We start from the raw sequence: 26,362 nt of genomic DNA, 5'->3' as shown, positions 1-26,362 counted from the left end.
ACGATTACTTGATTAAAACGCCATTGCCCTTAGGCCCTACACCATACTGATAGACCAGTCGCGCGCCATGGTGTCCGGTAATAAATAGTGTCATGGACAAACTTATCAACAAAATCATTATTAAATAGTTTGTCCAGTTTAGGGTACTCCGCCGCAGCGTCACAAAACGGACAACCGTACTTACGCCTGCAAGCCCAAAGCTGATCCAGGCATAACGTTGGTGGATGTCAAAAACTGCAAAAGCTGCCTCATCGGCATCGCCCGAAATATGGGATGCCGTCTGAATGGCCATAAAAGCCCACAACGTGCCCAAAAGCAGCAGTACGCAAGTCAATATGTTCAGCTCCCGCCTATAACGACTATAACAGACAGCCACTACCTGATTGAGCAGGGCCAAAAGCAGCAGCACGATGGGAAAATGCACCACCAAGGGATGCAAATTGGGAAAGCCTTCAAATAAATTCTCCATACCTCCTATTGAATCGTTTCTACAGTCGATCCGCAGGTCGGCATGGATTTACCCAAATAAGGATTGTCAATTGCCTTTTGTTTGCTCAGCCAATGTGCGCCTTTACCGTCGTTATACATCGGGCAATGCTGATAGTAGACTGGAGCTTCCGGTTTCATCACCTTCATCAACGCCTACACATTTTTGGATAGCGTCACAAAGTGCTCACGTTGATGCCCATTTTCATCAATCCCGGCGATATGTTCTGTATCAAAGGCCAATTTCCGCTGATACTGCTTCCAGGCGGCCGCATCAGCTGCCTCCAGCTTAGCAACATCAATCTGCGCAACCACAGCCTCCATCTTTTTGGCAGCCTGCTGTGCAGCCTGTCCATCATCTTTTGCCAGCGCATCTTTCAGGTCAAAGTAGGCAGTGTATACCCCATCAAGAGACCTGTTCTTTGTTACTGATTTTGTTGTAGCCGCCGTTTTCGTAGTGTCCGCTTTTGCTGTTGTATCAACAAGCTCGGTTGCATCCGCTTTTGTTTTATCTGTAGAAGCGCTCTTCTCCTCTCTTTCATTTGCCGTATGTGCGGCATGTGTATGATTCGGTTTTGAATTGTTGCAGGAGGCCAAAGTCACAGCTGTTGCCACAATCAGTATTAATCTTTTCATGTTAAGTCTATTTATTGATTTAAATTTTCAACATACTTCCGATAATTCTCTTCGTTTTCAAAGTAAGAAACCTCACCTTGATCACCCGTTATCGCAATTGCGGCGCTGGCCTTATCCACTTCTTTCCTGGAAAGGGGATCAATAGCAACACGAACAGCAGCATCTTTAGGGATTCGTTCCTTACACATTTCACAGCAGCCATAATAATCCTTGCCCTCATGTTTGACCAGCAATTGTTTCTTGGCCATAAAAGCATCGTTGACCATACACACCTCTTCGGTAGGCACGAGATCCCCCTTTTTGTACTGCTTCGTAGCAGCTGCCACGTACATTGTTGTATCCTTTTCGGACTCTGGAAGTACCGCCTTCGATTTGCTTTGCGGATTGGTGCATGCCGTCCATGTGAGGACAAACACCGCTATAATAGCAACTAAATATTTCATTTGGCCGGTTACTAGTTAAGCGTTTCAACTGTACTTCCACAAGTGATCATCTGCGATCCGTAGAATGGATTTTTAACCGCTTTTTCCTTACTCAACCAGTTTGCACCTTTCCCGTCATTAAACATCGGACAATGTTGATAGTAGACAGGACTTCCAAAAGAACTCACTTTGGCCAGTTCATAGAGCTTCGTGGAAAGCGAAGCAAATCCTAGCCGTTGTTTGGTTATGTCCTTGCCCTTAGCAATGGCAGCGGCGTCAGTAGCCAGGTTATTCATCACTTTCATCCATACCGTGTGTTCGGCGGAGGCAAGCTTATTCATATCCACGGCTTTGATCGCCTCCTGCAATAAGGCTGCTTTCTCTGCCGCCGCCGATGCATCTGTTTTGACCAGCGCATCTTTTAAAGCGAAGTATTGATTGACCAGATTTGTCAATTGTGTTTCTTTGCCTGCGGCCGTTTCCGCCACTGGCTGATGCGCTGAATGATCAGGTGACGGTATACTCCGGTGTCCGTCCTGCGGAATGACCGTCATAGTCTGGCTTTCAGGCTTCGGTTTCAGGCTCCTGACGTATTGATCCCCTTTAGGCAACTGTGCATAGACATCATCCGGAGCGAGAAATTTCTCATTATCATATCCCGCCAGGGCAATACGCTTTAGGATCTCATCCGTATTTGTTTTTGACGCATCATAGGTAATGGTCGCCATATTCGTTTGCCTGTCCCAGGCTACCCGGGCCGTCTTTCCAGACTTACCTTCTCCTTCAATGACCATCTTCGCCGCCGGCGTATTTCCAAATACCTTTACGGTTGCTGTTTTCGCATTTTTGATCTGTGCATGTATTGTAATATTGGTCAGTAATACCAGGCTTACCATACCAATTAGTGAAATTGATTTCATAGCTAAATTATATTTTTTGAGCTTGTTACGCTTGATTTGTCTTTAACATCGTTTCCAGTCCCCGCATATTTGATCTGTGTTTGTGCTTTTCAAATAGGGATATTTCACGATAAATAAAATTTGATTAAATGAATACCAATGAAAACCGCCGTTCGCAGCAATTGAGCTATTGACTGGCATCGGATGATGTCAGCCAATGGAAATTTTCATTGAATAACTAAAAGGGATTTTGAATGTAGACAACGATCCAAAAGGACATAGCATGGGCTATGGTCGATTATTAGGCTATTTTAGGTGGCTGCCAGATCGAAAAATAAGCATCCGAACAAAAAGGTTGCTTATACAGGGTGTATAGTTTTAGCTGATCCGTATCCGAAAGTGGAATCAGATCCGTTTCACAAAAGGAAATCATGGGATTGCACGGCATGGAGGTACGGCATGATTTTTCACCGCAATGTTTACTGCAGTCATCCCCGTGATCTTGTGTTGTATGTGAATCCTCGCTTTTATCCTTACAGCAATCTTTTGCTGTCATATCTTTTATGTCACGACTATTGCGCGCATGATGTAAATCCTGACTTTTGTCAATGTCTTTTACACCTTCTCCCTCATCGGCAGTATTTACATGTGGATCTTTGTCGGAACAACACGACATTTTTTCTTCCTGTTTGGGTTTTTCAGGAGTCAGATGGCAGGCAAACACCCGGCTCGGAGCTAAAAATAGCCCCAACATACAGATGACCAACAGGATGTTGACTTTTGCCCACATAACGGATTAAAATTTATCTCTTTTTACAGCTACCCGATTACAAAATATCGGAGTATATGTTTTATTACCGAATAAAGGTCGCAACTTTTTCCCAAATCGCTATTGTAATATTTTTTATTTTATTTATAAGATTTCATTTCCAGTCACTGAAATGACCGCCTATCTATTTCTCCTGTTCCTTGATCCATTTAAGCATCAGCAGGCAGCCGGGGGCATATACGCCACCGTGGTCAAAGCCCTGCAATTGATATAAAGACGTTTTGGTATGCCCCACTTGTTTTAGTATCGCTGCGAGATGCGCATTCTCTTCATATCTGGCCGGAAGTTCCAATTGTGGATCACCGGTAATCAGTACAGTAGCGGGTGCGTCCTTGCGTGCAAAGGAGATCGGCGCATATTGATCCATCTGCGGGATTGCCATAGACTGTCCACGCTCCTTTTTGATCGTATAATGCGTATTCGTCTGACCACTGATCGGTATCAGCCCCTTTATTTTATTTGCGCTGACACCCTGTTTTTGCAGGTAACTACTATCAAGTCCCACCATGAGCGCGAGATATCCCCCCGCAGAGTGCCCAGAAACATAAATCTTCGTCGGGTCACCCCCATATGATGCAATATGTGAAAAAGCCCAGGCAACAGCTTCAGCCGCATCGTCAATGTAATCCGGAGCTTTCACTTTGGGGCTCAGCCTATAATTGACCGCAACGACCGCCACCCCTTTCTCCTTAAGCTCCAATGGAATAAATTTATTCCCTTCTTCCAGTCCACCGCCATGAAACCACACAATTGTAGGAAAATTCTTTCGATCGGTCGGCACATAGAGATCGAGCTTGCAACGTTCTTTTTTATACCCGTCGGTATCAGTAATTTTACAATAGCTAATATTTTCTATGGTACGGTATTTTTGGGCAAAAATTCGGTTCGATGAAATGAATAATAAGAATACAACAAGAAATTTTGGAGACATAATAAATGGGTTTAAGGATTCACATTCATAAAGTTAGCAAAAACCCTTTGGATCCCCGCCTTCTAAGACAAAATTGTTTGCTCCGCAATACCCAGCAAAAGCTCAACAGGATCTGCACATTTTTTTGGAGGAATAATCAGCATTATCTCGCGGAGGACATAACAAAAGATAAATTTTCCTGTTATTAGTAAGGAAACTGTAATTACTTTAGAAAAAATTATTAACGTAATATGGAGCAGATAAAAATACAGACGCATATTGCTGTGCGGGTGGAAACCATCTGGAATGCCTACACTTCTGCGGAGGACATTATGGAATGGAACCGGGCATCTGAAGACTGGCGTTGCACGGACGCAATTAACGATTTGCGCGTCGGAGGAAAATTTAAAAATCGTATGGAAGCAAAGGACGGTTCTGTCGGCTTTGACTTTACAGGAACCTATACTGCACTTGAGCCCTTTAAAAAAATCGCCTATGCGATGCCCGATGGCCGTCAGGTAACAATCAATTTTACCTCGAAAAAATCTACTACCGATATCGAGGTTATTTTTGATGCCGAATCTGAAAATCCCATCGAGATGCAACGCCATGGTTGGCAAGCCATTCTCGACAATTTTAAAGCTTATGTAGAGAAAACATACGGCAACACTACCTACGGACAGACGCATTAAATACATCGGTTATTGGCCATTGCTCCGGCAAGGATCATCCCAACGAATAGACATATAATAACGGACATACTTGGATTGCTAACGACAATGGTTATCTTTAGCCAAAATTTGATGTCCCAGTATATAACCTACGGACCAAATTCCAACGAAAAGCGATAAAGACATAACATATGACAATAATTAACAATTATGAAGAGTACAAAGCCTTTGAAGGAAAGTCATTAGGCGAATCTCAATGGCACACAATCGACCAAAAACAGATCAACCAGTTTGCAGATGCAACATTAGACCACCAATGGATTCACCTCGACAGCGAAAGAGCGAAAACAGAGAGTCCATTTAAATCGACCATCGCACATGGTTATCTGACATTATCACTTATTCCCTATTTGTGGAAGCAGATTGCCGAAGTACGGAATGTCAAAATGGAAATCAACTATGGTATCGAAAATCTACGCTTTGCGCAGCCTGTGCTGGTCGATAATGAAGTACAATTGCATACTCATGTTAAATCTGTTGCTAACCTCAGGGGAGTTGTCAAAGTAACCATTGAGGCAACCTTAAAAATTAAAGATAGTGCCAAACCGGCCTATGTGGGGGATGTCATCTTTTTATACCATTTCAATTAAGTCAATCAGAACAACATCCATTTTAATGGATTTAGACAGACTATTTGTATGTTAGCTGATTTAGAAATAAAACAGATCACAAATCATAAGGACTATCCTTATGATTTGTTGCTTCTGGCAGATGAGACAGTCGACGCGATCAATGAGTATCTTTTTGATTCCGCTGTCTTTGTTGTTGAGGAACAGCAGCAACCCATTGCTGTATTTTGTTTGTATCCCATCGATAGCGAAACCCTGGAAATCAAAAATATCGCCGTCGCCGTCGCGCACCAGAACAGCGGGCTTGGCAGTAAAATATTACGTCATATCCGACAAACTTATCTTGCAAAATATCCAAATCTGATTGTTGGAACGGCTGATTGTGGTCTGGATCAGATCAGATTCTATGAGCGCAATGGTTTTGTTAAATATGGTATCCGTCGGAATTTTTTTATCGAAAATTACGAACAGCCGATCTATGAAAACGGTCAATTGTTAAAAGATATGGTTTTACTGAAATACCAGCCCCAAGACGCCTAAAAGCCGGCTTCTATTGCAATTAGACACGTACCATATCTCTACAGATAGAAATAAATATAAAGCAGCACGGGGACGGCGAGGCTCAACCACAATACCAGTCCCTGCAGGATTGCCTTATAACCTACTGACAGCAACACATCTCTGGACAGGCTGGCTCCGATCAGAAAGAGTGTCAAGGTAAGTCCAGCTTTAGCAATCTGAACGACATATATTCCCACACCCCGAAAAAATGGAATATAGCTATTTAGGATAATAGCCAATACAAATAACCCGATAAAATAAGGAATCCTGATACTCGTCCCCTTGGCCTTAAAGGCAAGGGCACTCAGCAACGAAATTGGAATTATCCATAATGCCCGTGTTAATTTAACGGTAGTCGCCACCTGCAGCGCCTCGGTGCCGTACTTACTTGCCGCACCGACCACGGAACTCGTATCCTGTATCGCAACCGCGCACCAGAGCCCAAATTGTGTCTGCGAGAGATCCAGGACACTACCGATGACCGGGAATACAAACAGCGCAGCAGCATTTAAGACAAAGATGGTTCCCAACGCTACACTGATCTGCTTTTCATTCGCCTTCACTGTGGGTGAAACAGCAGCGATGGCACTCCCACCGCAAATAGCTGTTCCGACGGTGATGAGGTAAGCGGTCATTTTTTCCAGTTTTAACAATTTAGCCAATACATATCCCAGTGACAATGTCCCGATAATAGAAATGACGCTTAGCCAAAACCCTTCTTTACCCGTCTGAACAGCACTGTTAATATGCATACCAAAGCCTAAGCCGACAACGGAGAACTGTAACAACATCTGCGTGGCTCTATGATTAACAGCCAGAAAGGGATGTCCGATCCATTGGGCAACAATAATACCCAGCAGCAGCGCCAGGGGAGCTGATATGATCGGTGTCAGACATAGGATAAGCAAGAGGGTAAAGATGATTTCCCGGATGGAGATTTTTTTATTGAGGATATGCTTGTATCGCATCGTAAGGTTTCCTTTTTTATACATGGTAACTGTGTTTGATCCTGCACAAAATTGAATAACTTTTACTCATCAATAAAACTATAAAAACTAATAAGTCATAACAAAAAATTATACAACATAAAGTATATGAAGAATCAGCCTCCGAATGCCAATTGTATGAATTACCGGATTAAATTCGCTAATGGATGGTCGTCCGGAGCCGTATTGCGCTATGGTCGCTCCACCGGAAAAATAAAAGATAAAGTAGTATAAAGAATAAAAATAAACCCTTATATTTCAGTAGGATTCAAATAAAAAAAACAGTAAATAAACAATGAGACTAACTGCGATACACCCCAAACTACCGATGCGCGACAAAGCTGTCACAAGTGATTTTTACTTAGGTCTGCTGGGCTTCATACCTTGCGGCACCGAAGATTATGAAGGATATCTGATGATCAAAAAAGATCAGATCGAGATTCATTTTTTTGAATTCAGGGAACTGCCTCCCGAAGAAAATTATGGCATGATCTATATCCGTACCGACGATATTGATGCACTCTATCAATCTTTTTTAGCACGCAACATTGCCATCCATCCGAATGGCAAACTGGAGACAAAACCTTGGGGCCAGCGCGAGTTTTCCATATTGGATCCGGATAGTAATTTGCTAACATTTGGCCAGGGGGAGTAGAATTACACCTCTAGCTTTAAGAGTAGAGGATTGATGTTGAAGCTATTGCTGTACCGGACACAAGCAGACTGAGCAGATCACACGTTATCAAAACTACGCTGTCCAATGGAAAATAACACGACAAATAAAGGGGAAATATCCGTTGATACGATTAGATAGGACGAGAAAAAATCAAAAAAGAAACCTGTCATTATACACGAAAACGGAGCGTAACGATGACAGGCGCTATAATTTTAGATACGGGTTTGCTGCACCAGAATAGACTAACCGAATAAATCTGAACTCAGGTAGCGGTCTCCTCGATCGCATGCAATAAAAACAATGACACCTTCCTCAATTTCATTGGCAATTTTCAGGGCCCCGGCAAATGCTCCGCCTGTGCTCATACCTGCAAAAACACCTTCCCGTTTCACGAGTTCACGTGCCAATTCGGTTGCTTCCTGTTGTGAAATATCAATGACACGATCCACGCGGCTCGGATCAAATATTTTCGGCAGATAAGCTTCTGGCCAACGCCTGATACCGGGTATGGAAGACTCCGGGGTAGGCTGACAACCGACAATCTGTATCGCCGAATTTTTTTCCTTGAGGTAAATGGAATTTCCCATAATCGTTCCGGTTGTTCCCATTGCGCTTACAAAATGGGTGATTTTTCCATCTGTATCACGCCATATTTCAGGTCCCGTCGTTTTGATATGGGCTTTATAATTATCGGGATTGGCAAATTGATTTAAAATAAAATAGCCTTCATTTGCCGCTTTTGCCTCGGCGTAATCGCGGCATATCTCCATGGATTCCAAAAGCGTAACCTTGGCACCGAAAGCTTCCATGGTCAGCGTACGCTCACGGGTGGAAGATGCAGGCATCACCAATTCAAGACTCAAACCATATATTCCGGCAATCATAGCCAGGGCGATCCCCGTATTCCCACTGGTTGCCTCGATAAGCTTACTTTCTTTCGAAATCTCACCACGCTCCATGGCCGAACGGATCATATTTAACGCTGCACGGTCTTTGACAGAGCCAGCAGGGTTATTCCCTTCCATCTTTGCGAAGATCCGTACTTTTGGATTTGTATGAAATTGGGTGATCTCTACCAATGGTGTATTTCCGATGGTATCTATAATATTTCCCATAATGTATCTATATGATTGGTTTTGAATCAATAAATTTTGCGGTCGCCTGATGATACACGGTAGTATACGGCTCGACTGAACTTGTCAGCCAAACATTACCTCCGATGACCGAGTGGTGGCCTATACGTGTTTCTCCACCCAAAATAGTTGCTCCTGAGTAAATAATGACGTGGTCTTCTATCGTTGGATGACGTTTGACATTTGACAGCACCTTATCCACACTCAAAGCGCCCAGTGTGACCCCCTGATAAAGTTTAACGTAGTTTCCGATTGTACAGGTCTCCCCGATCACCAAGCCGGTACCATGATCTATGTGGAGGTGATGACCGATGGTCGCTCCCGGATGAATATCAATTCCTGTCTTGGAATGCGCATGCTCTGTCAATATCCGTGGGATCAGAGGCACCCCCAGGCGATGTAACTCATTTGCCATCCGGAAAATACAGATCGCAAAAAAACCGGGATAGGTACGTACGACCTCGCGCTTGTTCTGTGCCGCCGGATCCCCATCCATCAATGCATCAGCATCCTGGCACATGAGTTCATACAACGCTGGAATGCGTTCAAAAAACTGATTGGCTACTTGCGCATGATTGCAATGGCCACAGGCTTTTGACTTGCTTAGGAGCTGTTCCAGCTCGAGTTCAAATTGTTCAAAAGCAAGCTTTACATCGTCCACCGATTTCATCTCGCCCGAATTTCGCTCCGGAAAAAGCACATCCAGAATTTTGGTGGCCCAGCCGCAGATCTTCTTATTGGAAGGCATTTCTAAAACGGCTAATTGCTGCTCATAGATATGTTGATAAAAATCATGCATCTTCAAAAGTAAATATTAAAACAAATATACTATACAATATTGATAGATTAAGCCTCATTAGTAAAAGTATAAAGCATACACCCTTATTTTTATGTTCATTTTCCCCCGGCTTCTTCCCTGAGGCGGCATATGGGCATAAATTAAAGCACTAATCGTTCAAACAGGTTTTGCAATGTTGCTTCGGGATCTTCACATAATCCCGGATGCGAAGCTGAGCATTGGATGACCGTACTCCGTTTGGCTGTAAGCCAACGAAAACGTTCAGTGATATCCAGGGCAGCCAGCTTTCCGGCATCTTTATCTCCATTGCATATCCGTTGAAAGGAAGACAAATGGTTTTCAATAAGTTCCAGTTCAATTTTTGGACAGAGTGCCCTTACCTTCTGCTCATCTACGGCGTAAACCATCTTGGCAAAACGATATTTACGGCAATAGAGCGCAATACCGACATTGATAAATTCCTCACGCTCTACACGTGGTACCAATCGTACCACAGCGTATTCATATAAGGTCTTTTCTGGCATCTTCTATCTGTTTTACAAAAATTGAGGAATTCGCCACACGTTGTTTCAGGAAGGAAACATATACTTCTCTGGCATCTGCCGCAGACAGTTCGCGTTCAGGATCCACTAACCATTCGTCCGGTACGACAGCCAGTATCTTACGAAAAACATCTTCCGTAAAAATAGAACTGAATTCAGCATCTATTTTTTCGACAATGCTCGCATTTTTTAACAACACATGGTCTTTAATCTGTATAAAGGGTTTGACCGATTGCTCTTCCCAATTATCCCAGCTGTGGTGAAAATACAAGGAAGCCCCGTGGTCGATCAGCCATAGTTCTTTATGCCAGATCAGCATATTGGTGTTCCGTACCGTACGGTCCACGTTCATCAGTAAAGCATCCAGCCACACAATTTTTGAAGCCTCTTCTGCGCCGATCACGTCAACATTGGCATCAAAAGTAACCGCCCCGCTCAAAAAATGAAGCCCAAGGTTTTTCCCCACGCTAAATTTGAGTAGATCTTGTATTTCTTCATCCGGTTCCGAGCGCCCGAAAGATTCATCAAGATGTGCGAAGACGATTTCGGGAACTCTTAATTTTAAAAGCCTTGCCAGCTCTCCACCGATAAGTTCAGCAATGAGTGCCTTACGGCCCTGCCCTGCTCCTCTAAATTTAATGACATAACTAAAGCCATCGTCTGCATCGACCAGCGCAGGCAAAGATCCGCCTTCCCGAAATGGCTGAACATATCGGATAATCTCTACCTCGCGAATGATAGGTTGTTGAAAATTCATGAATTTCTTTTTTCTTTCTGTTCAAAGTTGACCGTCAACGCCGGACATGGTATCAAACTAAGATAAAGTTACCTTTATTTATAAATTTGTTCGTCATACCTGGCACGAATTTATTGTTACCGCGCAATAGTCAAAACTTTTATTGATGGAAATATCTCAAATATTTATCTATATTTTAGCAAAATAGCACAAATTGTACATTCATTTGACCATTAGAAGTACTATTTTCTAATTATATTTGTCATATAATCTCGACTTGTCTCATCAAGTTCTTTTCAAAAACGATATGGATACTATTCAGGAATATAACAGTGTGATCAAGCACTGCCAAGATTTATTTATTAAAAAAACAAAAGATTATGGTACGGCATGGCGGATTATGCGCCTATCTTCCATTACCGACCAGATTTACATTAAGGCTCAACGTATACGTACCCTCGAAGTCAAAAAAGTATCTAAAGTTGGTGAAGGTGTCGTGGATGAATATATCGGGATCATTAATTATTGCATTATGGCCATGATCCAGATTGATCTTGGTGAAGATGGAGAGGAAAACCTCGACCCTGCCTTTGTCAATCAAAAATACACCGAAAAGGTAACCGAAACCAGGGATCTCATGCTGGCCAAAAATCATGATTACGGTGAGGCATGGCGTGATATGCGTGTTTCTTCGATGACAGATTTGATCTTAATGAAAATCCATCGCGTCAAACAAATCGAAGACAATGACGGACAGACCATCGTTTCAGAAGGTATTCATGCCAATTACCAGGATATGCTCAACTACGCAGTTTTTGCGTTAATTAAGTTAGGACTCGCACAACAATAATCGGATGATGACAGCAGCACAACAGACAACAAAAACAAATTACCTTTTAGGTTTTTGCCGCATTTTCACAGGACTTCTTTTTATTTTCTCCGGATTTATCAAGGCCAATGACCCTACCGGCTTCGGCTATAAATTGCAGGAATATTTCGAAGTGTTCCACCTGACTGCCTTCAATGAATATGCTACGGCCATGGCCGTGGTGATCTGTGGCTTTGAAATTCTCTTGGGGGCCTTATTGTTGTTTGGTGTCTACGCTAATCTGGTGGCCTGGGGCCTACTCTTGTTGATCCTATTTTTCACCTTTCTGACATTCTATTCGGCATTTTTCGAAGTCGTTACTTCCTGCGGTTGTTTTGGTGATGCCATTCCACTGACCCCTTGGCAATCTTTTTCCAAAGATCTGGTGTTATTGGCCTTGATCCTGATCATCTTTTTTAATCGCAAACATATCCGATCCATTATTAAAGGCTCCGGCAATCAATTTGTCGTCACATTGATTACAGCCGTTGTTTCACTGGGAATTGGAATATATACAGTCAATTATCTCCCGTTTATTGATTTCTTACCTTATAAAATCGGAAGCAATTTACCGTCTCTGATGGTCCTTCCGGAAGGAAAACAAGGCGATGTTTTTGAGCAGCTCTATACCATGAAAAACAAGAAAACCGGCGAGACCAAGAAAGTGAATGACAAAGTTTATATGGCAGATAAACTCTGGGAGGATGAGTCTTGGGAGATCATCGGCGAACCGGAAAGTAAACTTGTCAAAAAAGGGTATGACATTCCTATTCCCGACCTCTTGATTACTGATGCGGACGGTGCCGATCATACACAGGAGATCATCGCCAACCCTTATTATAACATTATCATCGTCGCCAAGGATCTTTCATCGACCAATATAGATGCCATCCAAAAAATCAATCAAACGGTGACGCAGATGACCAAAGATTACAATGGTCTTCGTGTCGTCTTGCTGACCGCCTCGGCTTCCAAAGATGCACAATACCTGAGTGACAAAATGCAGCTTATTGCAGAAATCTATTATGCGGATTTAATCCCATTGAAAAGTATGGTCCGGGCCAATCCGGGCGTACTCCTATTAAAAGGGGGGAATGTAATGGGTAAATGGCATTACAATAATTTCCCGGATGCAAAGACGATTGAAGATAATTTTTTAAGTAAGGACAAATAATACAATATGCCTAAACCTATATTTTTGATTGGCTATATGGGCAGCGGAAAGACCACTCTGGGAAAAAAGCTGGCCAGCAAATTAGATTTACCTTTTATCGATACCGACGAGGAGATTGTGAAACAGATCGGCATGAGCATTACTGAATATTTCGGCCAACATGGTGAAGAAGAATTCCGAAAACTGGAGCGCGAACAGTTGCGTAAATTTGCGGACAGCTACGCCGTAATCTCCACAGGGGGCGGTGCCCCTTGTTTTTTTGACAACATGGATTGGATCAAAGCCAATGGCTATGCGGTCTATCTACAAATGAGCCCAAAAGCTTTATTTGACCGTCTGTCACAGTCAAAATTACATAAAAGACCTATTCTGATCGGAAAATCCCCGGAAGAACTCCGGGCTTTTATTGAAGAGAAATTAACGGAACGCGAGCCTTACTATACCCGGGCTCATCTGACAATAGATCAGCTCAATACTACGGTAGAAATGTTAGCTGCCCTGATCAACCAGCATAATTTATAATCGCACAATAGTTAATAATGAGAATACGTCTGTATTGCTTCCTTTTATTTCTGACCTGTATAACTGTTTGCAGCTGTTTTCGCCATAATGGTGATACAGACGGCTTGCCTGTCGGCAAGCGCATTCAGCTGACAACCGTAGAGGATCTTTATCAGTTTCTAACCTATGATGACAACCGCTATCCGCTGGTCAGTTTACACCGCGGGGGGCCTACCTCTGGTTATCCTGAAAATGCTTTGGAAACCTTTGCATATAATGCCAGTCTGCAGCCCGTTATCGTGGAGTGCGATGTCCGGCTCAGCAAAGATTCGGCGCTGGTACTCATGCATGACAATACCCTAAACCGCACGACAACTGGTCGGGGATCTATTAGTGAACGCACATTGGCCGAGCTCAAAAAGCTGCGTCTTGTAGACAATGACAAGAAAATAACACCCTACAAAATCCCCACACTAGAGGAAGCCCTCGCCTGGGGAAAAGGAAAGGTTATTTTCACGCTGGATATTAAAAATGAGGTGCCTTACGAATCCGTAATCAATGTGATTCGTAAACAGCGTGCTGAATCCAGTGTTGTTATTATTACTTATAGTGCCGGTCAGGCTGGTAAAGTACATAATCTGGCCGGGGACCTAATGATATCCGCTGCAGTAAAGAACCTCGATGATCTCGCCCGTCTCAACGAAAAAGATATCCCAGACAATAAGTTGCTGGCCTTCGTGGGCACACGGGAAGCCGATCCGCAGCTGACTAAAGTACTGCACGATCATGGGATCATGTGCATCCTGGGTACGCAGGGCAATCTCGACAGACAAGCTGCGAAGAAAGGATTTCAGCTGTATGCCAGCTTTATAGAACGTGGCGCAGATATCTTAAGTACTGACCAGCCTAGAGAAGCTGGACGAGCTTTAAATTTCTATGTCAAAAAAAGAGGAATAACTTCCAAATTTGTGCAGTAAATTACTGCTCATGTCAAACTGAACCATTCCTAATAAAAAACCGCAGCCCTCGATCTAAAAAAGAGAGCTACGGATTTCAGTATATTTATGCTATTGTCTAGATTGATACTGCTGTCCCCCAGGATTATCCCTTTCTTGCCAGTTCGATCTTCGTTGAGATTTCATGGACAATTTTTTCCACGTCAGCTCCTCCACCCGAAGATTGAAAACGAATAAAACCGTCCCTATCAATAACGACTTTAGTAGGTATACCTTTGACGCCATATGCACCAACAACAGACTTATCCCGATCTTTCATTTCATCAAATAAAACATGGAAACTATATTTATTTTCGTTGATAAAATTATTGACCAGCTCTTTATAGTTCTCCTCTTTTTGCCAAGTATTGATAAATAAAAAGGCCACATCGGGATCATTTTCATATTGCCAACACGACAAAACCTGCTTCGGCCAGCGCTTTGCCATAGACATTTCCTGCTGTCTGTTCTTTACAACTTCCGATAGGATGCAGGGAAACTACGGTCGGATATTTTTTTTGTGGATCGAAATCGGCAGGAAAATAGATAATTCCCGCATTATCCCAGGCTATATTTTTGAATGTTACTTTTTCTGTCTTCATCTTGTTTTAATGTTTTTGAGCAACCTTTAGGGTAACCAATAAGGATACTATTTACTTTTTATTGAAATCAATTATAATTTTTCCGTAAAAAAGGAGATTAACTGTCCAACAGCTTCGTCAACATCATTCTTCCGATCATACAACGACATGTGATTCGCGCCATCGATAATATATTTTCGTTTATCGGTCGTCGCTACCCGCTCTAGCAGATCATCACTCATCCAGGCGCTTCCGGCGACACTGCCGACGATGGCCAATAGAGGTTGAGTAAAAAAGGCCTCGGCTTTATTGTAGGCATCATACGAGATGATCTGCGTTAAACTTCTCGCTGTGGCAAATCCCGGTGCCGTTGGATACTGGCACCTATCTGTATGATAATATTCCCAAGCCTCACGCAGCTCTTCATTCGGTGCGTCCTCTTCACGTAGTGGTGCCAAAGGGATTGTTTGGCTCCCTCCTGCAGCATCGGCTGTACGCGCATTGGACCCGGCCAATAAATAAGGTAACGCGTCGGGATCTTTTACGTTGTTTTCCCATCCGTTTCGAAACATCGAACCGATATTGACAGCACTCACCATACCTACTGCCTTGATACGATGATCATTGATGGCCGCATTTGCCGTATAACCGGCTCCCGCACAAATCCCCATCGCACCAATACGCTCGCTATCAATGTAAGGAAGTGCTGTCAGATAATCCACTACCGCACTCACATCCTCCGTTCGGATATATGGATTTTCCAACTGACGTGGTTCGCCGGTACTTTCGCCCTGATAAGAAGCATCATAGGCGATACTCACAAAACCACCTTCGGCCAACTTGCGCGCATAAAGTCCGGCAGTTTGCTCTTTAACTCCACCACCGGGATGTGATACAACGACCGCTGCGTACTGTTCGCTTTCATTAAAATTTGCCGGAAAGTAAATGACTGCTGACAAGATAATGCCTTGCCCATTGCCGTTCCTGATACTGATTTTTTGCTGTGACATCCTATTTTCTTTTTTAATACTCATTTTTGATAAGACAAATTTACAGCGCATATCAGTTTCAAAACGTAGACATATTACTCGAAAACGGATACATTTTACGGTTTATAATCTTTTTGGCTTTCAACCCCTTATAGATAGAAATAGCGCACCAAAATGGTGCGCTATTTCTATCTATTCTAATTTATTTTAGCGGTTCGATTGCTTTATTGTAAAGACTACATACTCCGGTAGACTTTGGGCGATACTCCCGTCTTTTTACGAAAGAACCGAGCAAAATAATTGGGGTAATCGAAGCCCAGGCTATAAGAAATCTCGCTAACGGATAGTGTAGTATTTTTTAGTTTGTCCTTAGCCAGTTTCAGCACAAAATTATGAATATGTTCAATAGGCGATTCGCCTGTAAAATGCTTGATCAGATCACCGAAATAATTGGCAGACAGATTCGCTTTTTGCGCAAAATAGGCCACGGAAGGAAGCCCCGATATCTCTTCCTTTTTATCAAAATAATTTCTGAGATTTTCGTAAAAATCGTCAATGACTTTATTATAAATACTACTTCTCGCATCAAATTGCCTATTGTAAAAGACCTGAGTATAGGAAAGTATAAGGGCAATATAGGAAATAATGATTTCCTTGGAATAGTTTTCCTTTCGATACTCATGATTTGCTTTTTCAAAAAGATCCCAGAGCAGGGTTTCCTCTTCTTTAGTTAAAAAGAGTGCCTCGTGATTATTATAATGCACAAAGTTGTAGTCCTTCGCCAATTTATTGACATATTTGGCGCTTACCAAAATATTATACCCTGCAGTGGGTGCATGAATATCCCAGTCAAGGCTGTTCTGTGGACAATCCACATACATAAACGACTTTGCCTGATCTTCAATAAAATCTATCGTTTTTAATTTTTTTTCTAACGGCGGTTTAATAGCCAGTAGGTAAAAATCTATGGTGACTTGCCCGGACTTCAGGCGAATAGCATTCTCTTCTTCAAAACTGACGATCAGTAAATCCTCATTTTTTGGAACCCGAAAATTGATATAGGCAGCGAATTCCCTGATATTTAATATTTTATTTGCCATTGACCATCCATATTACATTACAGCTACAAAAATAGCAACTTTGTTCAACGGCTGAAGGATACATTTTAAGGTAAATCGGATACATTTTACAGATATCGATTAAAAAATTCCCGATTTGAATGCAACTTTGGCTCAATTTAAATCTTAAATTAGCACATCATAAATGAGCTGAATATGTTTGATTTTGCTAAGGATAATTCCAATTTTCCAAAAGAAAATGATAAAAACCGGATCTGGCTTGATGGAGACCGCTTACATTACCTCGATCATGGCAATGAAGAAAATGTCAATTTATCCAAATTACGCTATGCATACGTTCAGTTATTAGCTGGGGATCCCTACCTATTTCTATTCGACGACCACCAGCATTATATTCCCGCAAGTTCGCAAGGTTTTTCGAAGGTCTATCCTAAGCTCTCTGAACAATTTGGCTTTGATGACGCATTATTCTTTCATACCGTTAAGCAACAACTGGACTGTAAGGCCAAAATCTGGATCCAGCAACAACCCCATAACTATAAGGTTCTACCCGGTGAATTTGAAGATGACCATATAGGTTTTGAGGTTTATGCTGAACCAACACAATTTATTTCTTGGAATATCACTTATGCCGATCTCGAAAAACTCGGTATCGGGCACCAATATACAAGTGAATATGGGACTGTTTATTTTAAAATAGATTATCCTGTCCGTATTGGCAGCCTGTGGCTGAAAGAACTAGAAATCTACTGTGATGACATTCCACCGCTTGTACCTATTCAAGAGTATTTCACAACAGTTTATGATCGCTCCAATACAGATAAAAGCTATAAAGATCTCCGTAATCTCTGGTTTGATGATGAAGACTACAAAGTGGAAGATTATGGTTATGAAAGAGAAGACCAATGCTATTTGTCATTCGATTTCGGAGATGACATCTCCGCCTCTATCTGCTATACCTATGATGATGAAAGCAGCTATGATGACGGGGGGACTTCTTTACATTTTTACAACCGCCGCGATTATCCCTCGCTTTTGGAAAATCTGGATTACGAACGGGTTTTGGAAGTGAGCGAACTCGTCAAATTGAAAAGATCATGGGACATTAAGCAAGATTTCCGTAAAAACGCAGGCGTAAAAAATATTCCAGCAAGTATAAAGCAACAACTCGGAAGATCAAGTGGTATCTGGTTGGACAAGAAAAACAATAAAATTGGTTTTGCCGGGCAAGCGACCTGTATAATTTACGATATAGATACCATCGATCACTTCGAAATTGATAATGTCTTACCTGCAAAGGGCCCCGGTTACGCCATGCTAGGTGTTTACCTAATCAATGACCATCACTATATTTTCGAGGCCGATACGCATGAGATCGATCCTTATGCAGCAATATTAGAAAATTGGACACAAAAAAAAGTCGCTATACCCGAAGCTTATTATAATTGTTAAGTATATAAGCTTCGGTCTTCAAGCCCTTTACGGCACATACGTAGCAAAAACAGGTGTTTACCACACACCTCGATTAATTTGTTCCATGCCTCCCTTATAGTTTCTTAAGCTCTTCTTCAGGCCAGGTCACCAACTCCTTTAGCAAGTAAGTCTTTGGTTCGGCTTCGTCATCGAATTGTTCCAGAAACTCCGGCAGGTCGCCTCCAACTTTTAAAAGTTTCCCTTCCTGCAGCACGTCATACCCCTCCGCAAGCCATTGCTCTATTTTTTTCCTATTGATTTGAATATGCTCCATCCTAAAATAATTAAGTTTATACTGTCATACCCCATTTTTAAATAGGTATAACTGCCATGTATGTATAAGATAAACAACGCTACCGCAGATATCGTTTCGGCAATTTGAGTTTGAATCCGTAAGCATTCGATTTTTAAATAAATACCGAGCTAAGAAATCATCATCAAGGCCCCAAGATGAAGTAAAAAAAAATAACACATTTAAAATAAAAAAGTTAACAAATAAAAGTAGCCAAAAAACTACAAATAATCATTATTGGCAGAGTATTTGTTTAAACAGCGAAAGTTTTCAATTCGAAAACTTAACGCTAACATTTTTTTAAATATCATGAAGAAAGTACTTCTACCTTTTCTGACACTTTTTGCACTTGTATTTGCCGTTAACCAACAGGCAAACGCACAAACTCCTTACCGTACAGCTCTTGGCCTTGGCATTGACGTCGGTGATGGCCCAACATTATACGGCCCACAGATCAAACACAATTTTGGCGGCAATGATGCTGGAAATGCGCAGGTATTATTTGGCGATAACATCACGGTTGTTGGCGTAGATTATTCGTACAACCAACGTATCGCTGGAACACGTGGTTTGTCGTGGTATGTCGGTGTGGGACCACAAGTGTCTTTTGTTGACTATGGCAAATGGCATGGCTACTGGGACGATGACTACCATTGGAAAGATGGTGATACCGAAACTTTTTTTGCTATCCGTCCAGCATTGGGACTGGAGTTCAGAATTCCTTCAGCACCATTGGCAATGCATTTTGACTGGAAACCATGGTGGAACTTATCACATGGTTCTCACTTTGAACCATCCCGTTTCTCGTTGGGTTTCAAATTTGTATTGAAATAAAAAACAATATATCCAGAAACAAAAAATCCTGCTGAAGATATTTCCCAGCAGGATTTTTGTTACTATTTTCGCGTCTCAATACCAAATTCTTCCCATAGTATTCTGTCTTCTTTGTATTATTTTAAATATCAGAACTTCTCGTACTGACAGCAAAGTACGTCTTTATAACTCCTGTTTTTTCAGATAGTCAGTAGCCATTTGTATATATACCGGAGTAGCTTCTTTCACAGCCTTTCTAAGCTGGTCGAAAGTAATAATCTCTGGGATTCCCAAAACTTTGGCAAAATCAATAGCCAAAGGAATATCGGGTTTGATCCCTTCTCCTATCCCATAGAGCTTTCCTGTACGGTCTTTAATGACGCTGGTTGCCAAATTGATCATGTAGTTATTTCCAACCGCAAATTGCTCGTTCGCGGAAGTATAACCACCCGTCTTCTGCCCCATGACGGTTGCATTTTTCTGGCCTTTAAAATGAGCCGCAAAAAACTCGCCCGAACTTGATGTAAACCGACTGACTAATAACACAATAGGTATATTTTTATTTTTTATAACAATCGGTGGCACCTGCTCATATTCCAGACCAAATAACTTAGCCCATTTTTGATCCTCATCATTCAGATTATTCATTCGTACATTTTGTTTGGATTCAACACCCGCTCTATCCACAACCGAATAAGTGCTGTCGACATCGATCAGATCCGCAAAATGCCAGATCATCGGAAAAATGCTCCCGCCATCGTTTTCTGTCAGATCGATGATCCAACCTTTTGGCTGCTGTGCGTCCAATATTTTTAGCTGTGCTCCAATGGTGTCCACATATCGTCGTTGCTCATAGACTACCGCTGGGATCCGAATATAGGCATAATGGTCTTTCGTCATAAAATGACTAAAAACTTTGGGTGGAAAACCGGCCTCCTGATCGGTCATACCCGCCATTCTTACAAACAGCTCCTGTTCAGCCTCCTTATTTTGATCAACTTTCTCAAAAAAAAGTCCGGAATGACCATCCTTTAATTGACTTAAGATTTTTTTAAAATGGGGTTCCAATGCATTAATATCCGATATTGTCCTTGTCTGTTCAATAAAAACTGGCCGGATAGAATCCCATTTGATCAACGATCCACGATAAGCATGCCGCTCGACAGTATCTAAAAATGCATTGGCAAGCTGGTTCACCGATGAGACCTGGGCATAGGACGGCACAACGAAACTGGTTAAAATCAGTAAAAAAAGTAGTGTTTTCTTTTGCATCTGGTTATTAATAATTGCTCTACTGAGGTGGCGCTAAATTAGTGTAAAAACATTTCCCTAAGCGTAACAAAATTGAAATATTTAGCACAAATACAGTTTTATTTTTCCATCAATTTACTTAAGGTGTCTTTATTTTTAACCCAATAAAGAAAGTTCGAGGCATATTAGGACCATAAATGTAATTGCTATCCCGATTTTTACCTGTATCAAAGTCATGTTGGTAAGCATTAAAAATATTCTTCACCCCAGCATAGACTTCGATGACATTTTTAAATTTTGGCAGACTAAAAGTATGCGACACTTTACTATTTACCTCTGAGAATGCGTTTGTATGAACCATTTGATCTTCCGGAAAATTGTCCGCACCACCGGCATGAGCGATCTTCATCTTACCTGTGTATACATAGTTGAGATTGACCGTCCAGCGCTTATCAGGTGTAATATTGAGGTTTGCAAAACCATAATCATCTGGTGTTCTCAAGAATGATTTTGTCATTTCAATACCTTCCAGATAAGACACAGGACTTTCATATTTGCTCTGTTGCAAGGTAAAGCCGGTCTCCAATTGCACCTTTTTATTATAATTGGCACGCAATTCAAGTGTAGTCCCTGCTACCTTCGCGTTATTTCCATTGCGTTTTTCAAACACCTTACCAAAGTCGTCCGTACCTATTTCTTCAAGTACAAAGGCATTTTTCAGTTGTGTATAGAATCCCTCCAATGTAAAACCAGCAATCCATTTCTCCGTGGCTTTATCATAATTTACCGAGCCGCTGAAACTCTTTGATCGCTCCTCCCGAAGATCTGGAGCTAATTGAACACGTGAAACACCGCCACCAGCAAAGGCAATATGAAGGTCTGTATCAAATGCCTGTGGCGCCCGAAACCCCGTTCCATAGCTAAGGCGGAACTGCGTATTGGCTGCATGCTTATATAACAGTGCTACACGTGGGCTGACGATCACTTTGCCCAATAGATTATGCTTGTCCACCCGAACCCCAGATAGCAAGTTGAACTTGTCCGCAAAGTCCCAGTCACTCTGAAAAAAGCTCCCCCAATCTTTCGTATGCTGATCGACCAGATAGTTATAACTTGGAATTTCATCGTAAACCTTATCGGACACATATTCCGATCCAATCGTCAGCACATTCCGATGGTTCAAAAAATTGCTGATCTCGTGGTTCAATTGAAAACCGCCCTGCAATGTGGTTGTCTTTGAATCGCCATAAGGCGGATTTTTCAGATGATTTTCGATCTCTACCAGACTATCCGGAAATATTCCGGTATAATGTTTTCTATTGGTATTTTGAAAAGCTGTATAAAAGATCAATGAAGATTTATCCCGATTAAAATTGATCTGGTAATCCGCGCTCCCCATCCATATTTTATGGCTACGTTCCTCGGACTGAAGTGTAAGGTAGGCCGGTTTTTTCGTCATCTCACCCCCAAATCTATATTCATTCAGATTGCTCAAGGAGACTTCCAGCTTTTGATTGTCCGAAAACCGATAGAATGAATTGATGCCAAGTGAGGTATTTTCAATTTTAGGGATTTCGGAGAAATTATCCCCATTTGCATCGTAAAAACCGCGATCTCGTCTATTGAAGAAAAAAGATGTTCCCGAATTGCCTTTTTCGTTGACCAGAGTTGCATTTCCACCGAAGTTAAAATCGTTTGTCTTTCCATCGATACTTTGGTAAAAAGAATTGATTTCATAACCGCTTTGTTTCGGCAATTTGGTAATTACGTTTACAGTGCCCCCTATGGCACTTGAACCATATAGCGAGGAACCGCCACCACGGACGACTTCAATCTTTTCGATCATATTGACAGGAAGCTGCTCCATACCATATAACCCCATCAAAGGGCTGAAAATAGGCCGGCCATTGATCAGTATCTGCGAATACCCCCCTTGGAGTCCATTCATCCGCAGTTGCGTATAATTACAGGTCTGGCAGTCTGTTTCCACCCGCAAGCCCGGCTGAAATTTTAGTCCTTCAGAAAGATTACACACCTGCAGATTGTCCAGGGTTTTGCTATCCAAAATATTGACAATTACCGGACTCTCCGTTTTTCGTTTAAATGTTTTTGTTCCGGTGACCACAATTTCATCCAGTATAAAAATGGAACCGTCTAACCGGATATCCCTGGTCTCGGATGCATGCTCAATCCTAATCGAATCGCGATAAGTATTAAAACCAATATGCTTCACTTCTACTTCCCAAGTACCATAGGGGATATTTTCCAATGCGAATTGTCCAAGATTGTTGGAATTCGTACCCATCTTTAGCTCAGGAATCACAACGGATACCGATTTCAACGGAAGTCCATTCCCGTCATAAATTTTGCCCGTTACCCGGCCTGTTTGTCCAAAGGAAATAAATACAATCAGCATTAACGCTGTTGCTAAGAGAATTCTGAGTCCTGTCATGATTGTTTTGTTTTTATTAAAAATAAATTTAGAATCACAAATCTAACAAGTTAGATTGTACTAACAAAATATTTCCTAACATTACTATTAGACATCACTAATATTTGGTAAATTTGTGTTATGATATCACAGACTGAAGAAAACTATCTAAAAGCGTTATATAATCTGACATACCTAAAAGGTGAGGCCACTGTCAACGAGATCAGTAAACGACTGGACATCAAGATGCCAACAGTCAATAGCATGATGAAAAAACTGTCAGAAAAGGGCTTTGTTCATTATGAGAGTTATAAACCCCTCAAATTGACAGAAGAAGGAAAAAAGGAAGCTGCGCTTATTATACGAAAACACCGACTTACGGAAATGTATCTGGTTGAAAAGATGGATTTTGCGTGGGATGAAGTTCACCAAATTGCCGAACAGATCGAGCATATCCATTCGCCTGAATTTTTCACCAAAATGGATCAGCTATTAGGATATCCTACGGTAGACCCGCATGGCTCACCAATCCCTGATCATAATGGTGTAATGCGTTCGGAAAACTATATCTTCCTTGACACCTGTGAAATCGGAGATGTGGTCACATTAATGGCTGTACAGCCCTCTTCCAAGGAATTGTTACAATACCTAAATACCAAAAATCTGGAATTAGGTACAACATTGACGATTCACTCGATCGAACCATTTGACCGAAGTATCACAGTTAGTTATGGTAACCGTCCGGCAGAAGTACTCAGTAGCAAAGTAACAGCAACCTTACTTGTACGCCCTATTTCTTAAAAAAATAGTTAACTGCTATTTTTAATCCACATCATCCTACTTTCTGGGCCCAGCATCCGTGGTTCCACCGTCATCTATATCAAAAAAATAAATCCGTACCAACCTACAAGAACATCTCAGAGCACATTTATCACACTATATTTTATTAGTCTGATCTAACTTCAATTTATCACTCCGAAAACAGGTCATTTCACCTGGATCGCTGTATAAAACAAGTGATTATCATCCTAACTATTGGATCATGTTTATTCTTTTTTTAAAGGAGCTGACCATAAGCCTTCATTCCGCTGTTTGGTTACGTAGTATGCTAATTGGCGGGATGTACCTGACTTCCGCTTGGGGCATAGCTATCATGTTGCCTCTCATGGCGATCTTTTTTCCATTATTTACGTTAGTGGGAGATTTTGGCTATCTTGTCCGGATGGCAAACTATTCCACCGTCATTCAAATAACAAAACTGGTTATCTTCCTGTATTATCTTGATCCCATTGATAAGTTAGAGGATCTCCAGTCGCTATTTCCCGCTCCAATATCTGTACTGGCGAAAGATGTTCCAGATACATAATCAGTGCTCTTAGGCTGTTTCCATGCGCGACTATAAGTACATTTTTACCGGCCTCCAATTGTGGCTTGATATCATGTTCAAAATAGGGTATCACCCGATCATAGGTATTTTTTAAGCTTTCGCCGCCCGGTGGAGCGACATCAAAAGACCTACGCCAGATATATACCTGCTCCACGCCATATTTTTCAGCTGTTTCATCCTTATTTAATCCCTCCAGATTTCCGTAACTCCGTTCGTTCAGCGCGGCATTAATGACAATTGGTGTATCGGGCTTCCCGATTTCTTCCAGGATAATTTGTAAGGTATGTTGCGCCCGGATTAATGTGGAGGTAAATGCGATATCAATTGATTCTTTCGCTAACGCTTTTCCGGCCTTTCGCGCTTCCAGTTGTCCCAACGCCGTAATATCAATATTTTGCCAGCCTGTGAAACGATTCTCCAAGTTCCATTGTGACTGTCCATGGCGGACCAAAAATAATTTTGCCATTACTGATTTATTTTTTGTTCAAAGAATAACTGACTAGGGCAAGTCAATATAGGGTTGTACCGATGAAACCTAAGTTTCTATCTGTTTCAGCACTAACCATAAATACAATAACATTTTGTAAGATTTTGTTTTATCGAAAATAACCTATTAGCTCAGCGATGGGTAAATTTTATGTATTCGCTTCCTTAGAATAACTACTTTTTTAACATACTCAAAAATTCTGCCATTTTTTGCTTTGTCATGCCAGTTTTTTCAGCAGCAGGAAATATTGCCACAAAAAAGCCTTTGGAGTTTTTCCAAAGGCTTTTTTCTAATGTGCTATTAAAAAAGCGTTATGCTTTTTCTTCTTTTAATGTCGTTGATTCTTTTTTTGGTTCTTTTTCCTCAAAGCCTGAACGCAAGATTTCATCCCATAAGGACGAACTTACACCGAATCCTTTTTCTGGATCTGAATAATGGTGCAGCATGTGATGTTGCTTAATACGCTTAAAGATACCGCTCTTAAAATTTGCATGATGCATAGCATAGTGACATTCATCATAGATCAGATAACCCACCATAAATCCGGAAAAAAAGCAAGCCAGGATAAATTCATTCGAAAAGAATAATGTAAATCCAAAATACACCAAGGCGGCCAATGGAATACTGGCTGACAGAGGCATGACCAAACGCATCCGATCTCTAGGATAGTCGTGATGCACACCGTGAAAGATAAAAGCGATCCGTTTCCCCCATTCCGATGTTGGGTGGAAATGAAATACCCAACGATGCAATGCATATTCAAATGCAGTCCAGAATGCTAGACCAAAAACAAAATACCCTATATATGTCAATAGATCAACATCACCCCAGACCAGAGCTTTATACGAAAAGAAAATAACTACAGGTACATAGAAAATCAAAGGTACACTCCAGTGCACTTTCGTCAACGACTCCAAAAAGTCATTTTTGAACATGCGCGTAGATTCCGTAGAATTTGAAACATAATTACGCTTTGCCATAATACTATTTTTATTATTCCCCCACAAAAATAAGTATTTTAAGCACAAATGAAGAAGGTTCCAGGCTAGAAAAACAAAATATTTGACCTTTTCAACAAAAAGGTTAAACACCTATTTAGGTCCTTTCTAGCCTAAAACCTTTTATT

At 41.5% G+C, this 26,362-nt stretch carries 33 protein-coding genes; 12 read left to right on the top strand and 21 right to left on the bottom strand.

The genetic code is table 11. The features are described from left to right. Positions 1-4 precede the first annotated feature (4 nt). The 7 genes from HMAT_RS17745 to HMAT_RS17715 all read right to left on the bottom strand — a co-directional run bounded on the left by HMAT_RS17745 (position 5) and on the right by HMAT_RS17715 (position 4,203). Positions 5-469, bottom strand: coding sequence for a DUF2231 domain-containing protein (locus HMAT_RS17745; protein ID WP_104384197.1), 465 nt, complete (start codon positions 467-469; stop codon positions 5-7). A 5-nt stretch (positions 470-474) separates the two neighbouring features. Further along, positions 475-639 carry a hypothetical protein gene (locus HMAT_RS17740; RefSeq protein ID WP_233789431.1) on the bottom strand — a complete coding sequence of 55 codons (165 nt, stop codon included), beginning with the start codon at positions 637-639 and terminating at the stop codon, positions 475-477. A 3-nt stretch (positions 640-642) separates the two neighbouring features. Continuing rightward, complete coding sequence (locus tag HMAT_RS17735; protein WP_104384195.1) at positions 643-1,122, bottom strand: DUF3347 domain-containing protein; 480 nt, start codon at positions 1,120-1,122, stop codon at positions 643-645. A gap of 11 nt (positions 1,123-1,133) precedes the next feature. Next, complete coding sequence (locus HMAT_RS17730; RefSeq protein WP_104384194.1) at positions 1,134-1,565, bottom strand: hypothetical protein; 432 nt, start codon at positions 1,563-1,565, stop codon at positions 1,134-1,136. Between the two features lie 11 nt (positions 1,566-1,576). Then, complete coding sequence (locus tag HMAT_RS17725; protein WP_104384193.1) at positions 1,577-2,464, bottom strand: DUF3347 domain-containing protein; 888 nt, start codon at positions 2,462-2,464, stop codon at positions 1,577-1,579. A gap of 280 nt (positions 2,465-2,744) precedes the next feature. Then, positions 2,745-3,233, bottom strand: a complete 489-nt coding sequence (locus tag HMAT_RS17720; RefSeq protein ID WP_104384192.1) for a hypothetical protein — start codon at positions 3,231-3,233, stop codon at positions 2,745-2,747. A 163-nt stretch (positions 3,234-3,396) separates the two neighbouring features. Further along, positions 3,397-4,203, bottom strand: coding sequence for an alpha/beta hydrolase (locus HMAT_RS17715; RefSeq protein ID WP_104384191.1), 807 nt, complete (start codon positions 4,201-4,203; stop codon positions 3,397-3,399). Positions 4,204-4,433: 230 nt separating this feature from the next. Here HMAT_RS17715 and HMAT_RS17710 point away from each other — a divergent pair, with 230 nt between their 5' ends. The 3 genes from HMAT_RS17710 (at position 4,434) to HMAT_RS17700 (ending at position 6,022) form a co-directional block, all read left to right on the top strand. Continuing rightward, complete coding sequence (locus tag HMAT_RS17710; RefSeq protein WP_104384190.1) at positions 4,434-4,874, top strand: SRPBCC domain-containing protein; 441 nt, start codon at positions 4,434-4,436, stop codon at positions 4,872-4,874. A gap of 170 nt (positions 4,875-5,044) precedes the next feature. Continuing rightward, on the top strand, positions 5,045-5,503 hold the full coding sequence (locus tag HMAT_RS17705; protein WP_104384189.1) for a MaoC family dehydratase: 459 nt from the start codon (positions 5,045-5,047) through the stop codon (positions 5,501-5,503). A 48-nt stretch (positions 5,504-5,551) separates the two neighbouring features. Continuing rightward, positions 5,552-6,022 (top strand): GNAT family N-acetyltransferase, encoded by a 471-nt coding sequence (locus tag HMAT_RS17700; RefSeq protein ID WP_104384188.1) that lies wholly within the window; start codon positions 5,552-5,554, stop codon positions 6,020-6,022. Positions 6,023-6,060: 38 nt separating this feature from the next. Here the strand turns inward: HMAT_RS17700 and HMAT_RS17695 are convergent, their stop codons facing one another. Continuing rightward, positions 6,061-7,035, bottom strand: coding sequence for a YeiH family protein (locus HMAT_RS17695; protein WP_233789429.1), 975 nt, complete (start codon positions 7,033-7,035; stop codon positions 6,061-6,063). Positions 7,036-7,137: 102 nt separating this feature from the next. On the opposite strand from HMAT_RS17695, the gene HMAT_RS27595 reads away from it, so the two are divergent. Both HMAT_RS27595 and HMAT_RS17690 read left to right on the top strand, forming a co-directional pair. Then, positions 7,138-7,263: a hypothetical protein gene (locus tag HMAT_RS27595; RefSeq protein WP_262508768.1), complete on the top strand. Its 126-nt coding sequence runs from the start codon at positions 7,138-7,140 to the stop codon at positions 7,261-7,263. 61 nt (positions 7,264-7,324) lie between these two features. Next, positions 7,325-7,684, top strand: a complete 360-nt coding sequence (locus HMAT_RS17690) for a VOC family protein (RefSeq protein ID WP_104384187.1) — start codon at positions 7,325-7,327, stop codon at positions 7,682-7,684. Between the two features lie 263 nt (positions 7,685-7,947). Here HMAT_RS17690 and cysM read toward each other — a convergent pair whose 3' ends face one another. The 4 genes from cysM to HMAT_RS17670 all read right to left on the bottom strand — a co-directional run bounded on the left by cysM (position 7,948) and on the right by HMAT_RS17670 (position 10,936). Beyond that, positions 7,948-8,820: a cysteine synthase CysM gene (gene cysM / locus HMAT_RS17685; RefSeq protein ID WP_104384186.1), complete on the bottom strand. Its 873-nt coding sequence runs from the start codon at positions 8,818-8,820 to the stop codon at positions 7,948-7,950. Positions 8,821-8,827: 7 nt separating this feature from the next. Then, the gene (locus HMAT_RS17680; protein ID WP_104384185.1) at positions 8,828-9,637 is read right to left on the bottom strand and encodes a serine O-acetyltransferase; all 810 of its coding nucleotides are present in this window, start codon (positions 9,635-9,637) and stop codon (positions 8,828-8,830) included. A gap of 140 nt (positions 9,638-9,777) precedes the next feature. Beyond that, positions 9,778-10,161 carry a DUF3037 domain-containing protein gene (locus tag HMAT_RS17675; RefSeq protein ID WP_104384184.1) on the bottom strand — a complete coding sequence of 128 codons (384 nt, stop codon included), beginning with the start codon at positions 10,159-10,161 and terminating at the stop codon, positions 9,778-9,780. Next, on the bottom strand, positions 10,139-10,936 hold the full coding sequence (locus tag HMAT_RS17670; RefSeq protein ID WP_104384183.1) for a HipA family kinase: 798 nt from the start codon (positions 10,934-10,936) through the stop codon (positions 10,139-10,141). The genes HMAT_RS17675 and HMAT_RS17670 overlap by 23 nt, the downstream gene beginning before the upstream one ends. 286 nt (positions 10,937-11,222) lie before the next feature. Between HMAT_RS17670 and HMAT_RS17665 the strand changes: the two genes are divergently transcribed. From HMAT_RS17665 to HMAT_RS17650, 4 genes are read left to right on the top strand one after another with little or no spacing between them, the layout of a single operon-like run. Then, the gene (locus HMAT_RS17665; protein ID WP_077438693.1) at positions 11,223-11,765 is read left to right on the top strand and encodes a DUF1599 domain-containing protein; all 543 of its coding nucleotides are present in this window, start codon (positions 11,223-11,225) and stop codon (positions 11,763-11,765) included. Positions 11,766-11,769: 4 nt separating this feature from the next. Beyond that, entirely contained in the window at positions 11,770-12,957 is a 1,188-nt protein-coding gene (locus HMAT_RS17660; protein ID WP_104384182.1) for a BT_3928 family protein, read from the top strand. A gap of 6 nt (positions 12,958-12,963) precedes the next feature. Beyond that, positions 12,964-13,479 (top strand): shikimate kinase, encoded by a 516-nt coding sequence (locus HMAT_RS17655; protein ID WP_104384181.1) that lies wholly within the window; start codon positions 12,964-12,966, stop codon positions 13,477-13,479. Between the two features lie 17 nt (positions 13,480-13,496). Beyond that, positions 13,497-14,435, top strand: coding sequence for a glycerophosphodiester phosphodiesterase family protein (locus HMAT_RS17650; protein WP_104384180.1), 939 nt, complete (start codon positions 13,497-13,499; stop codon positions 14,433-14,435). 124 nt (positions 14,436-14,559) lie between these two features. On the opposite strand, the gene HMAT_RS17645 is transcribed toward HMAT_RS17650, so the two are convergent. From HMAT_RS17645 to HMAT_RS17630, 4 genes are all read right to left on the bottom strand, one after another. Beyond that, positions 14,560-14,841 (bottom strand): redoxin domain-containing protein, encoded by a 282-nt coding sequence (locus HMAT_RS17645; RefSeq protein ID WP_104384179.1) that lies wholly within the window; start codon positions 14,839-14,841, stop codon positions 14,560-14,562. Positions 14,842-14,854: 13 nt separating this feature from the next. Beyond that, positions 14,855-15,055: an alpha/beta hydrolase gene (locus HMAT_RS17640; RefSeq protein ID WP_199768701.1), complete on the bottom strand. Its 201-nt coding sequence runs from the start codon at positions 15,053-15,055 to the stop codon at positions 14,855-14,857. Positions 15,056-15,126: 71 nt separating this feature from the next. After that, positions 15,127-16,044: an alpha/beta hydrolase gene (locus HMAT_RS17635; protein WP_104384458.1), complete on the bottom strand. Its 918-nt coding sequence runs from the start codon at positions 16,042-16,044 to the stop codon at positions 15,127-15,129. 215 nt (positions 16,045-16,259) lie between these two features. After that, on the bottom strand, positions 16,260-17,123 hold the full coding sequence (locus HMAT_RS17630) for an AraC family transcriptional regulator (RefSeq protein WP_104384178.1): 864 nt from the start codon (positions 17,121-17,123) through the stop codon (positions 16,260-16,262). A 174-nt stretch (positions 17,124-17,297) separates the two neighbouring features. Between HMAT_RS17630 and HMAT_RS17625 the strand changes: the two genes are divergently transcribed. After that, on the top strand, positions 17,298-18,554 hold the full coding sequence (locus tag HMAT_RS17625) for a hypothetical protein (RefSeq protein ID WP_104384177.1): 1,257 nt from the start codon (positions 17,298-17,300) through the stop codon (positions 18,552-18,554). Between the two features lie 94 nt (positions 18,555-18,648). Here the strand turns inward: HMAT_RS17625 and HMAT_RS17620 are convergent, their stop codons facing one another. Then, on the bottom strand, positions 18,649-18,849 hold the full coding sequence (locus tag HMAT_RS17620) for a hypothetical protein (RefSeq protein ID WP_104384176.1): 201 nt from the start codon (positions 18,847-18,849) through the stop codon (positions 18,649-18,651). Positions 18,850-19,176: 327 nt separating this feature from the next. On the opposite strand from HMAT_RS17620, the gene HMAT_RS17615 reads away from it, so the two are divergent. Continuing rightward, positions 19,177-19,701: a hypothetical protein gene (locus HMAT_RS17615; protein ID WP_104384175.1), complete on the top strand. Its 525-nt coding sequence runs from the start codon at positions 19,177-19,179 to the stop codon at positions 19,699-19,701. Positions 19,702-19,863: 162 nt separating this feature from the next. On the opposite strand, the gene HMAT_RS17610 is transcribed toward HMAT_RS17615, so the two are convergent. Continuing rightward, complete coding sequence (locus HMAT_RS17610; RefSeq protein WP_104384174.1) at positions 19,864-20,952, bottom strand: S41 family peptidase; 1,089 nt, start codon at positions 20,950-20,952, stop codon at positions 19,864-19,866. Positions 20,953-21,070: 118 nt separating this feature from the next. Further along, positions 21,071-23,383 carry a TonB-dependent receptor domain-containing protein gene (locus tag HMAT_RS17605; protein WP_104384173.1) on the bottom strand — a complete coding sequence of 771 codons (2,313 nt, stop codon included), beginning with the start codon at positions 23,381-23,383 and terminating at the stop codon, positions 21,071-21,073. 120 nt (positions 23,384-23,503) lie between these two features. On the opposite strand from HMAT_RS17605, the gene HMAT_RS17600 reads away from it, so the two are divergent. Continuing rightward, entirely contained in the window at positions 23,504-24,163 is a 660-nt protein-coding gene (locus tag HMAT_RS17600) for a metal-dependent transcriptional regulator (RefSeq protein WP_104384172.1), read from the top strand. A 461-nt stretch (positions 24,164-24,624) separates the two neighbouring features. On the opposite strand, the gene HMAT_RS17590 is transcribed toward HMAT_RS17600, so the two are convergent. Further along, positions 24,625-25,215, bottom strand: a complete 591-nt coding sequence (locus HMAT_RS17590; protein ID WP_104384170.1) for a 2,3-diphosphoglycerate-dependent phosphoglycerate mutase — start codon at positions 25,213-25,215, stop codon at positions 24,625-24,627. A gap of 332 nt (positions 25,216-25,547) precedes the next feature. After that, positions 25,548-26,216: a sterol desaturase family protein gene (locus HMAT_RS17585; RefSeq protein WP_233789428.1), complete on the bottom strand. Its 669-nt coding sequence runs from the start codon at positions 26,214-26,216 to the stop codon at positions 25,548-25,550. Positions 26,217-26,362: the final 146 nt, after the last annotated feature.

Origin of the sequence: Sphingobacterium sp. HMA12, assembly GCF_002933815.1 — a bacterium.
Classification (GTDB): Bacteria; Bacteroidota; Bacteroidia; order Sphingobacteriales; family Sphingobacteriaceae; genus Sphingobacterium.
The sequence above is the reverse complement of the archived record's forward strand: the minus strand, read 5'-3'. Positions and strand labels throughout refer to the sequence as shown.

Bases quoted from the DNA above. Each gene is read 5' to 3' on its own strand.
- HMAT_RS17650 (WP_104384180.1), top strand. From the start codon at position 13,497: ATGAGAATACGTCTGTATTGCTTCCTTTTATTTCTGACCTGTATAACT.
- HMAT_RS17745 (WP_104384197.1), bottom strand. From the start codon at position 469: ATGGAGAATTTATTTGAAGGCTTTCCCAATTTGCATCCCTTGGTGGTG.
- HMAT_RS27595 (WP_262508768.1), top strand. From the start codon at position 7,138: ATGAAGAATCAGCCTCCGAATGCCAATTGTATGAATTACCGGATTAAA.
- HMAT_RS17680 (WP_104384185.1), bottom strand. From the start codon at position 9,637: ATGCATGATTTTTATCAACATATCTATGAGCAGCAATTAGCCGTTTTA.
- HMAT_RS17700 (WP_104384188.1), top strand. From the start codon at position 5,552: ATGTTAGCTGATTTAGAAATAAAACAGATCACAAATCATAAGGACTAT.
- HMAT_RS17675 (WP_104384184.1), bottom strand. From the start codon at position 10,161: ATGCCAGAAAAGACCTTATATGAATACGCTGTGGTACGATTGGTACCA.
- HMAT_RS17630 (WP_104384178.1), bottom strand. From the start codon at position 17,123: ATGGCAAATAAAATATTAAATATCAGGGAATTCGCTGCCTATATCAAT.
- HMAT_RS17710 (WP_104384190.1), top strand. From the start codon at position 4,434: ATGGAGCAGATAAAAATACAGACGCATATTGCTGTGCGGGTGGAAACC.
- HMAT_RS17620 (WP_104384176.1), bottom strand. From the start codon at position 18,849: ATGGAGCATATTCAAATCAATAGGAAAAAAATAGAGCAATGGCTTGCG.
- HMAT_RS17690 (WP_104384187.1), top strand. From the start codon at position 7,325: ATGAGACTAACTGCGATACACCCCAAACTACCGATGCGCGACAAAGCT.
- HMAT_RS17660 (WP_104384182.1), top strand. From the start codon at position 11,770: ATGATGACAGCAGCACAACAGACAACAAAAACAAATTACCTTTTAGGT.
- HMAT_RS17670 (WP_104384183.1), bottom strand. From the start codon at position 10,936: ATGAATTTTCAACAACCTATCATTCGCGAGGTAGAGATTATCCGATAT.
- HMAT_RS17715 (WP_104384191.1), bottom strand. From the start codon at position 4,203: ATGTCTCCAAAATTTCTTGTTGTATTCTTATTATTCATTTCATCGAAC.
- HMAT_RS17695 (WP_233789429.1), bottom strand. From the start codon at position 7,035: ATGTATAAAAAAGGAAACCTTACGATGCGATACAAGCATATCCTCAAT.
- HMAT_RS17625 (WP_104384177.1), top strand. From the start codon at position 17,298: ATGTTTGATTTTGCTAAGGATAATTCCAATTTTCCAAAAGAAAATGAT.
- cysM (WP_104384186.1), bottom strand. From the start codon at position 8,820: ATGGGAAATATTATAGATACCATCGGAAATACACCATTGGTAGAGATC.
- HMAT_RS17605 (WP_104384173.1), bottom strand. From the start codon at position 23,383: ATGACAGGACTCAGAATTCTCTTAGCAACAGCGTTAATGCTGATTGTA.
- HMAT_RS17640 (WP_199768701.1), bottom strand. From the start codon at position 15,055: ATGAAGACAGAAAAAGTAACATTCAAAAATATAGCCTGGGATAATGCG.
- HMAT_RS17585 (WP_233789428.1), bottom strand. From the start codon at position 26,216: ATGGCAAAGCGTAATTATGTTTCAAATTCTACGGAATCTACGCGCATG.
- HMAT_RS17735 (WP_104384195.1), bottom strand. From the start codon at position 1,122: ATGAAAAGATTAATACTGATTGTGGCAACAGCTGTGACTTTGGCCTCC.
- HMAT_RS17655 (WP_104384181.1), top strand. From the start codon at position 12,964: ATGCCTAAACCTATATTTTTGATTGGCTATATGGGCAGCGGAAAGACC.
- HMAT_RS17590 (WP_104384170.1), bottom strand. From the start codon at position 25,215: ATGGCAAAATTATTTTTGGTCCGCCATGGACAGTCACAATGGAACTTG.
- HMAT_RS17635 (WP_104384458.1), bottom strand. From the start codon at position 16,044: ATGTCACAGCAAAAAATCAGTATCAGGAACGGCAATGGGCAAGGCATT.
- HMAT_RS17665 (WP_077438693.1), top strand. From the start codon at position 11,223: ATGGATACTATTCAGGAATATAACAGTGTGATCAAGCACTGCCAAGAT.
- HMAT_RS17610 (WP_104384174.1), bottom strand. From the start codon at position 20,952: ATGCAAAAGAAAACACTACTTTTTTTACTGATTTTAACCAGTTTCGTT.
- HMAT_RS17705 (WP_104384189.1), top strand. From the start codon at position 5,045: ATGACAATAATTAACAATTATGAAGAGTACAAAGCCTTTGAAGGAAAG.
- HMAT_RS17725 (WP_104384193.1), bottom strand. From the start codon at position 2,464: ATGAAATCAATTTCACTAATTGGTATGGTAAGCCTGGTATTACTGACC.
- HMAT_RS17615 (WP_104384175.1), top strand. From the start codon at position 19,177: ATGAAGAAAGTACTTCTACCTTTTCTGACACTTTTTGCACTTGTATTT.
- HMAT_RS17600 (WP_104384172.1), top strand. From the start codon at position 23,504: ATGATATCACAGACTGAAGAAAACTATCTAAAAGCGTTATATAATCTG.
- HMAT_RS17720 (WP_104384192.1), bottom strand. From the start codon at position 3,233: ATGTGGGCAAAAGTCAACATCCTGTTGGTCATCTGTATGTTGGGGCTA.
- HMAT_RS17730 (WP_104384194.1), bottom strand. From the start codon at position 1,565: ATGAAATATTTAGTTGCTATTATAGCGGTGTTTGTCCTCACATGGACG.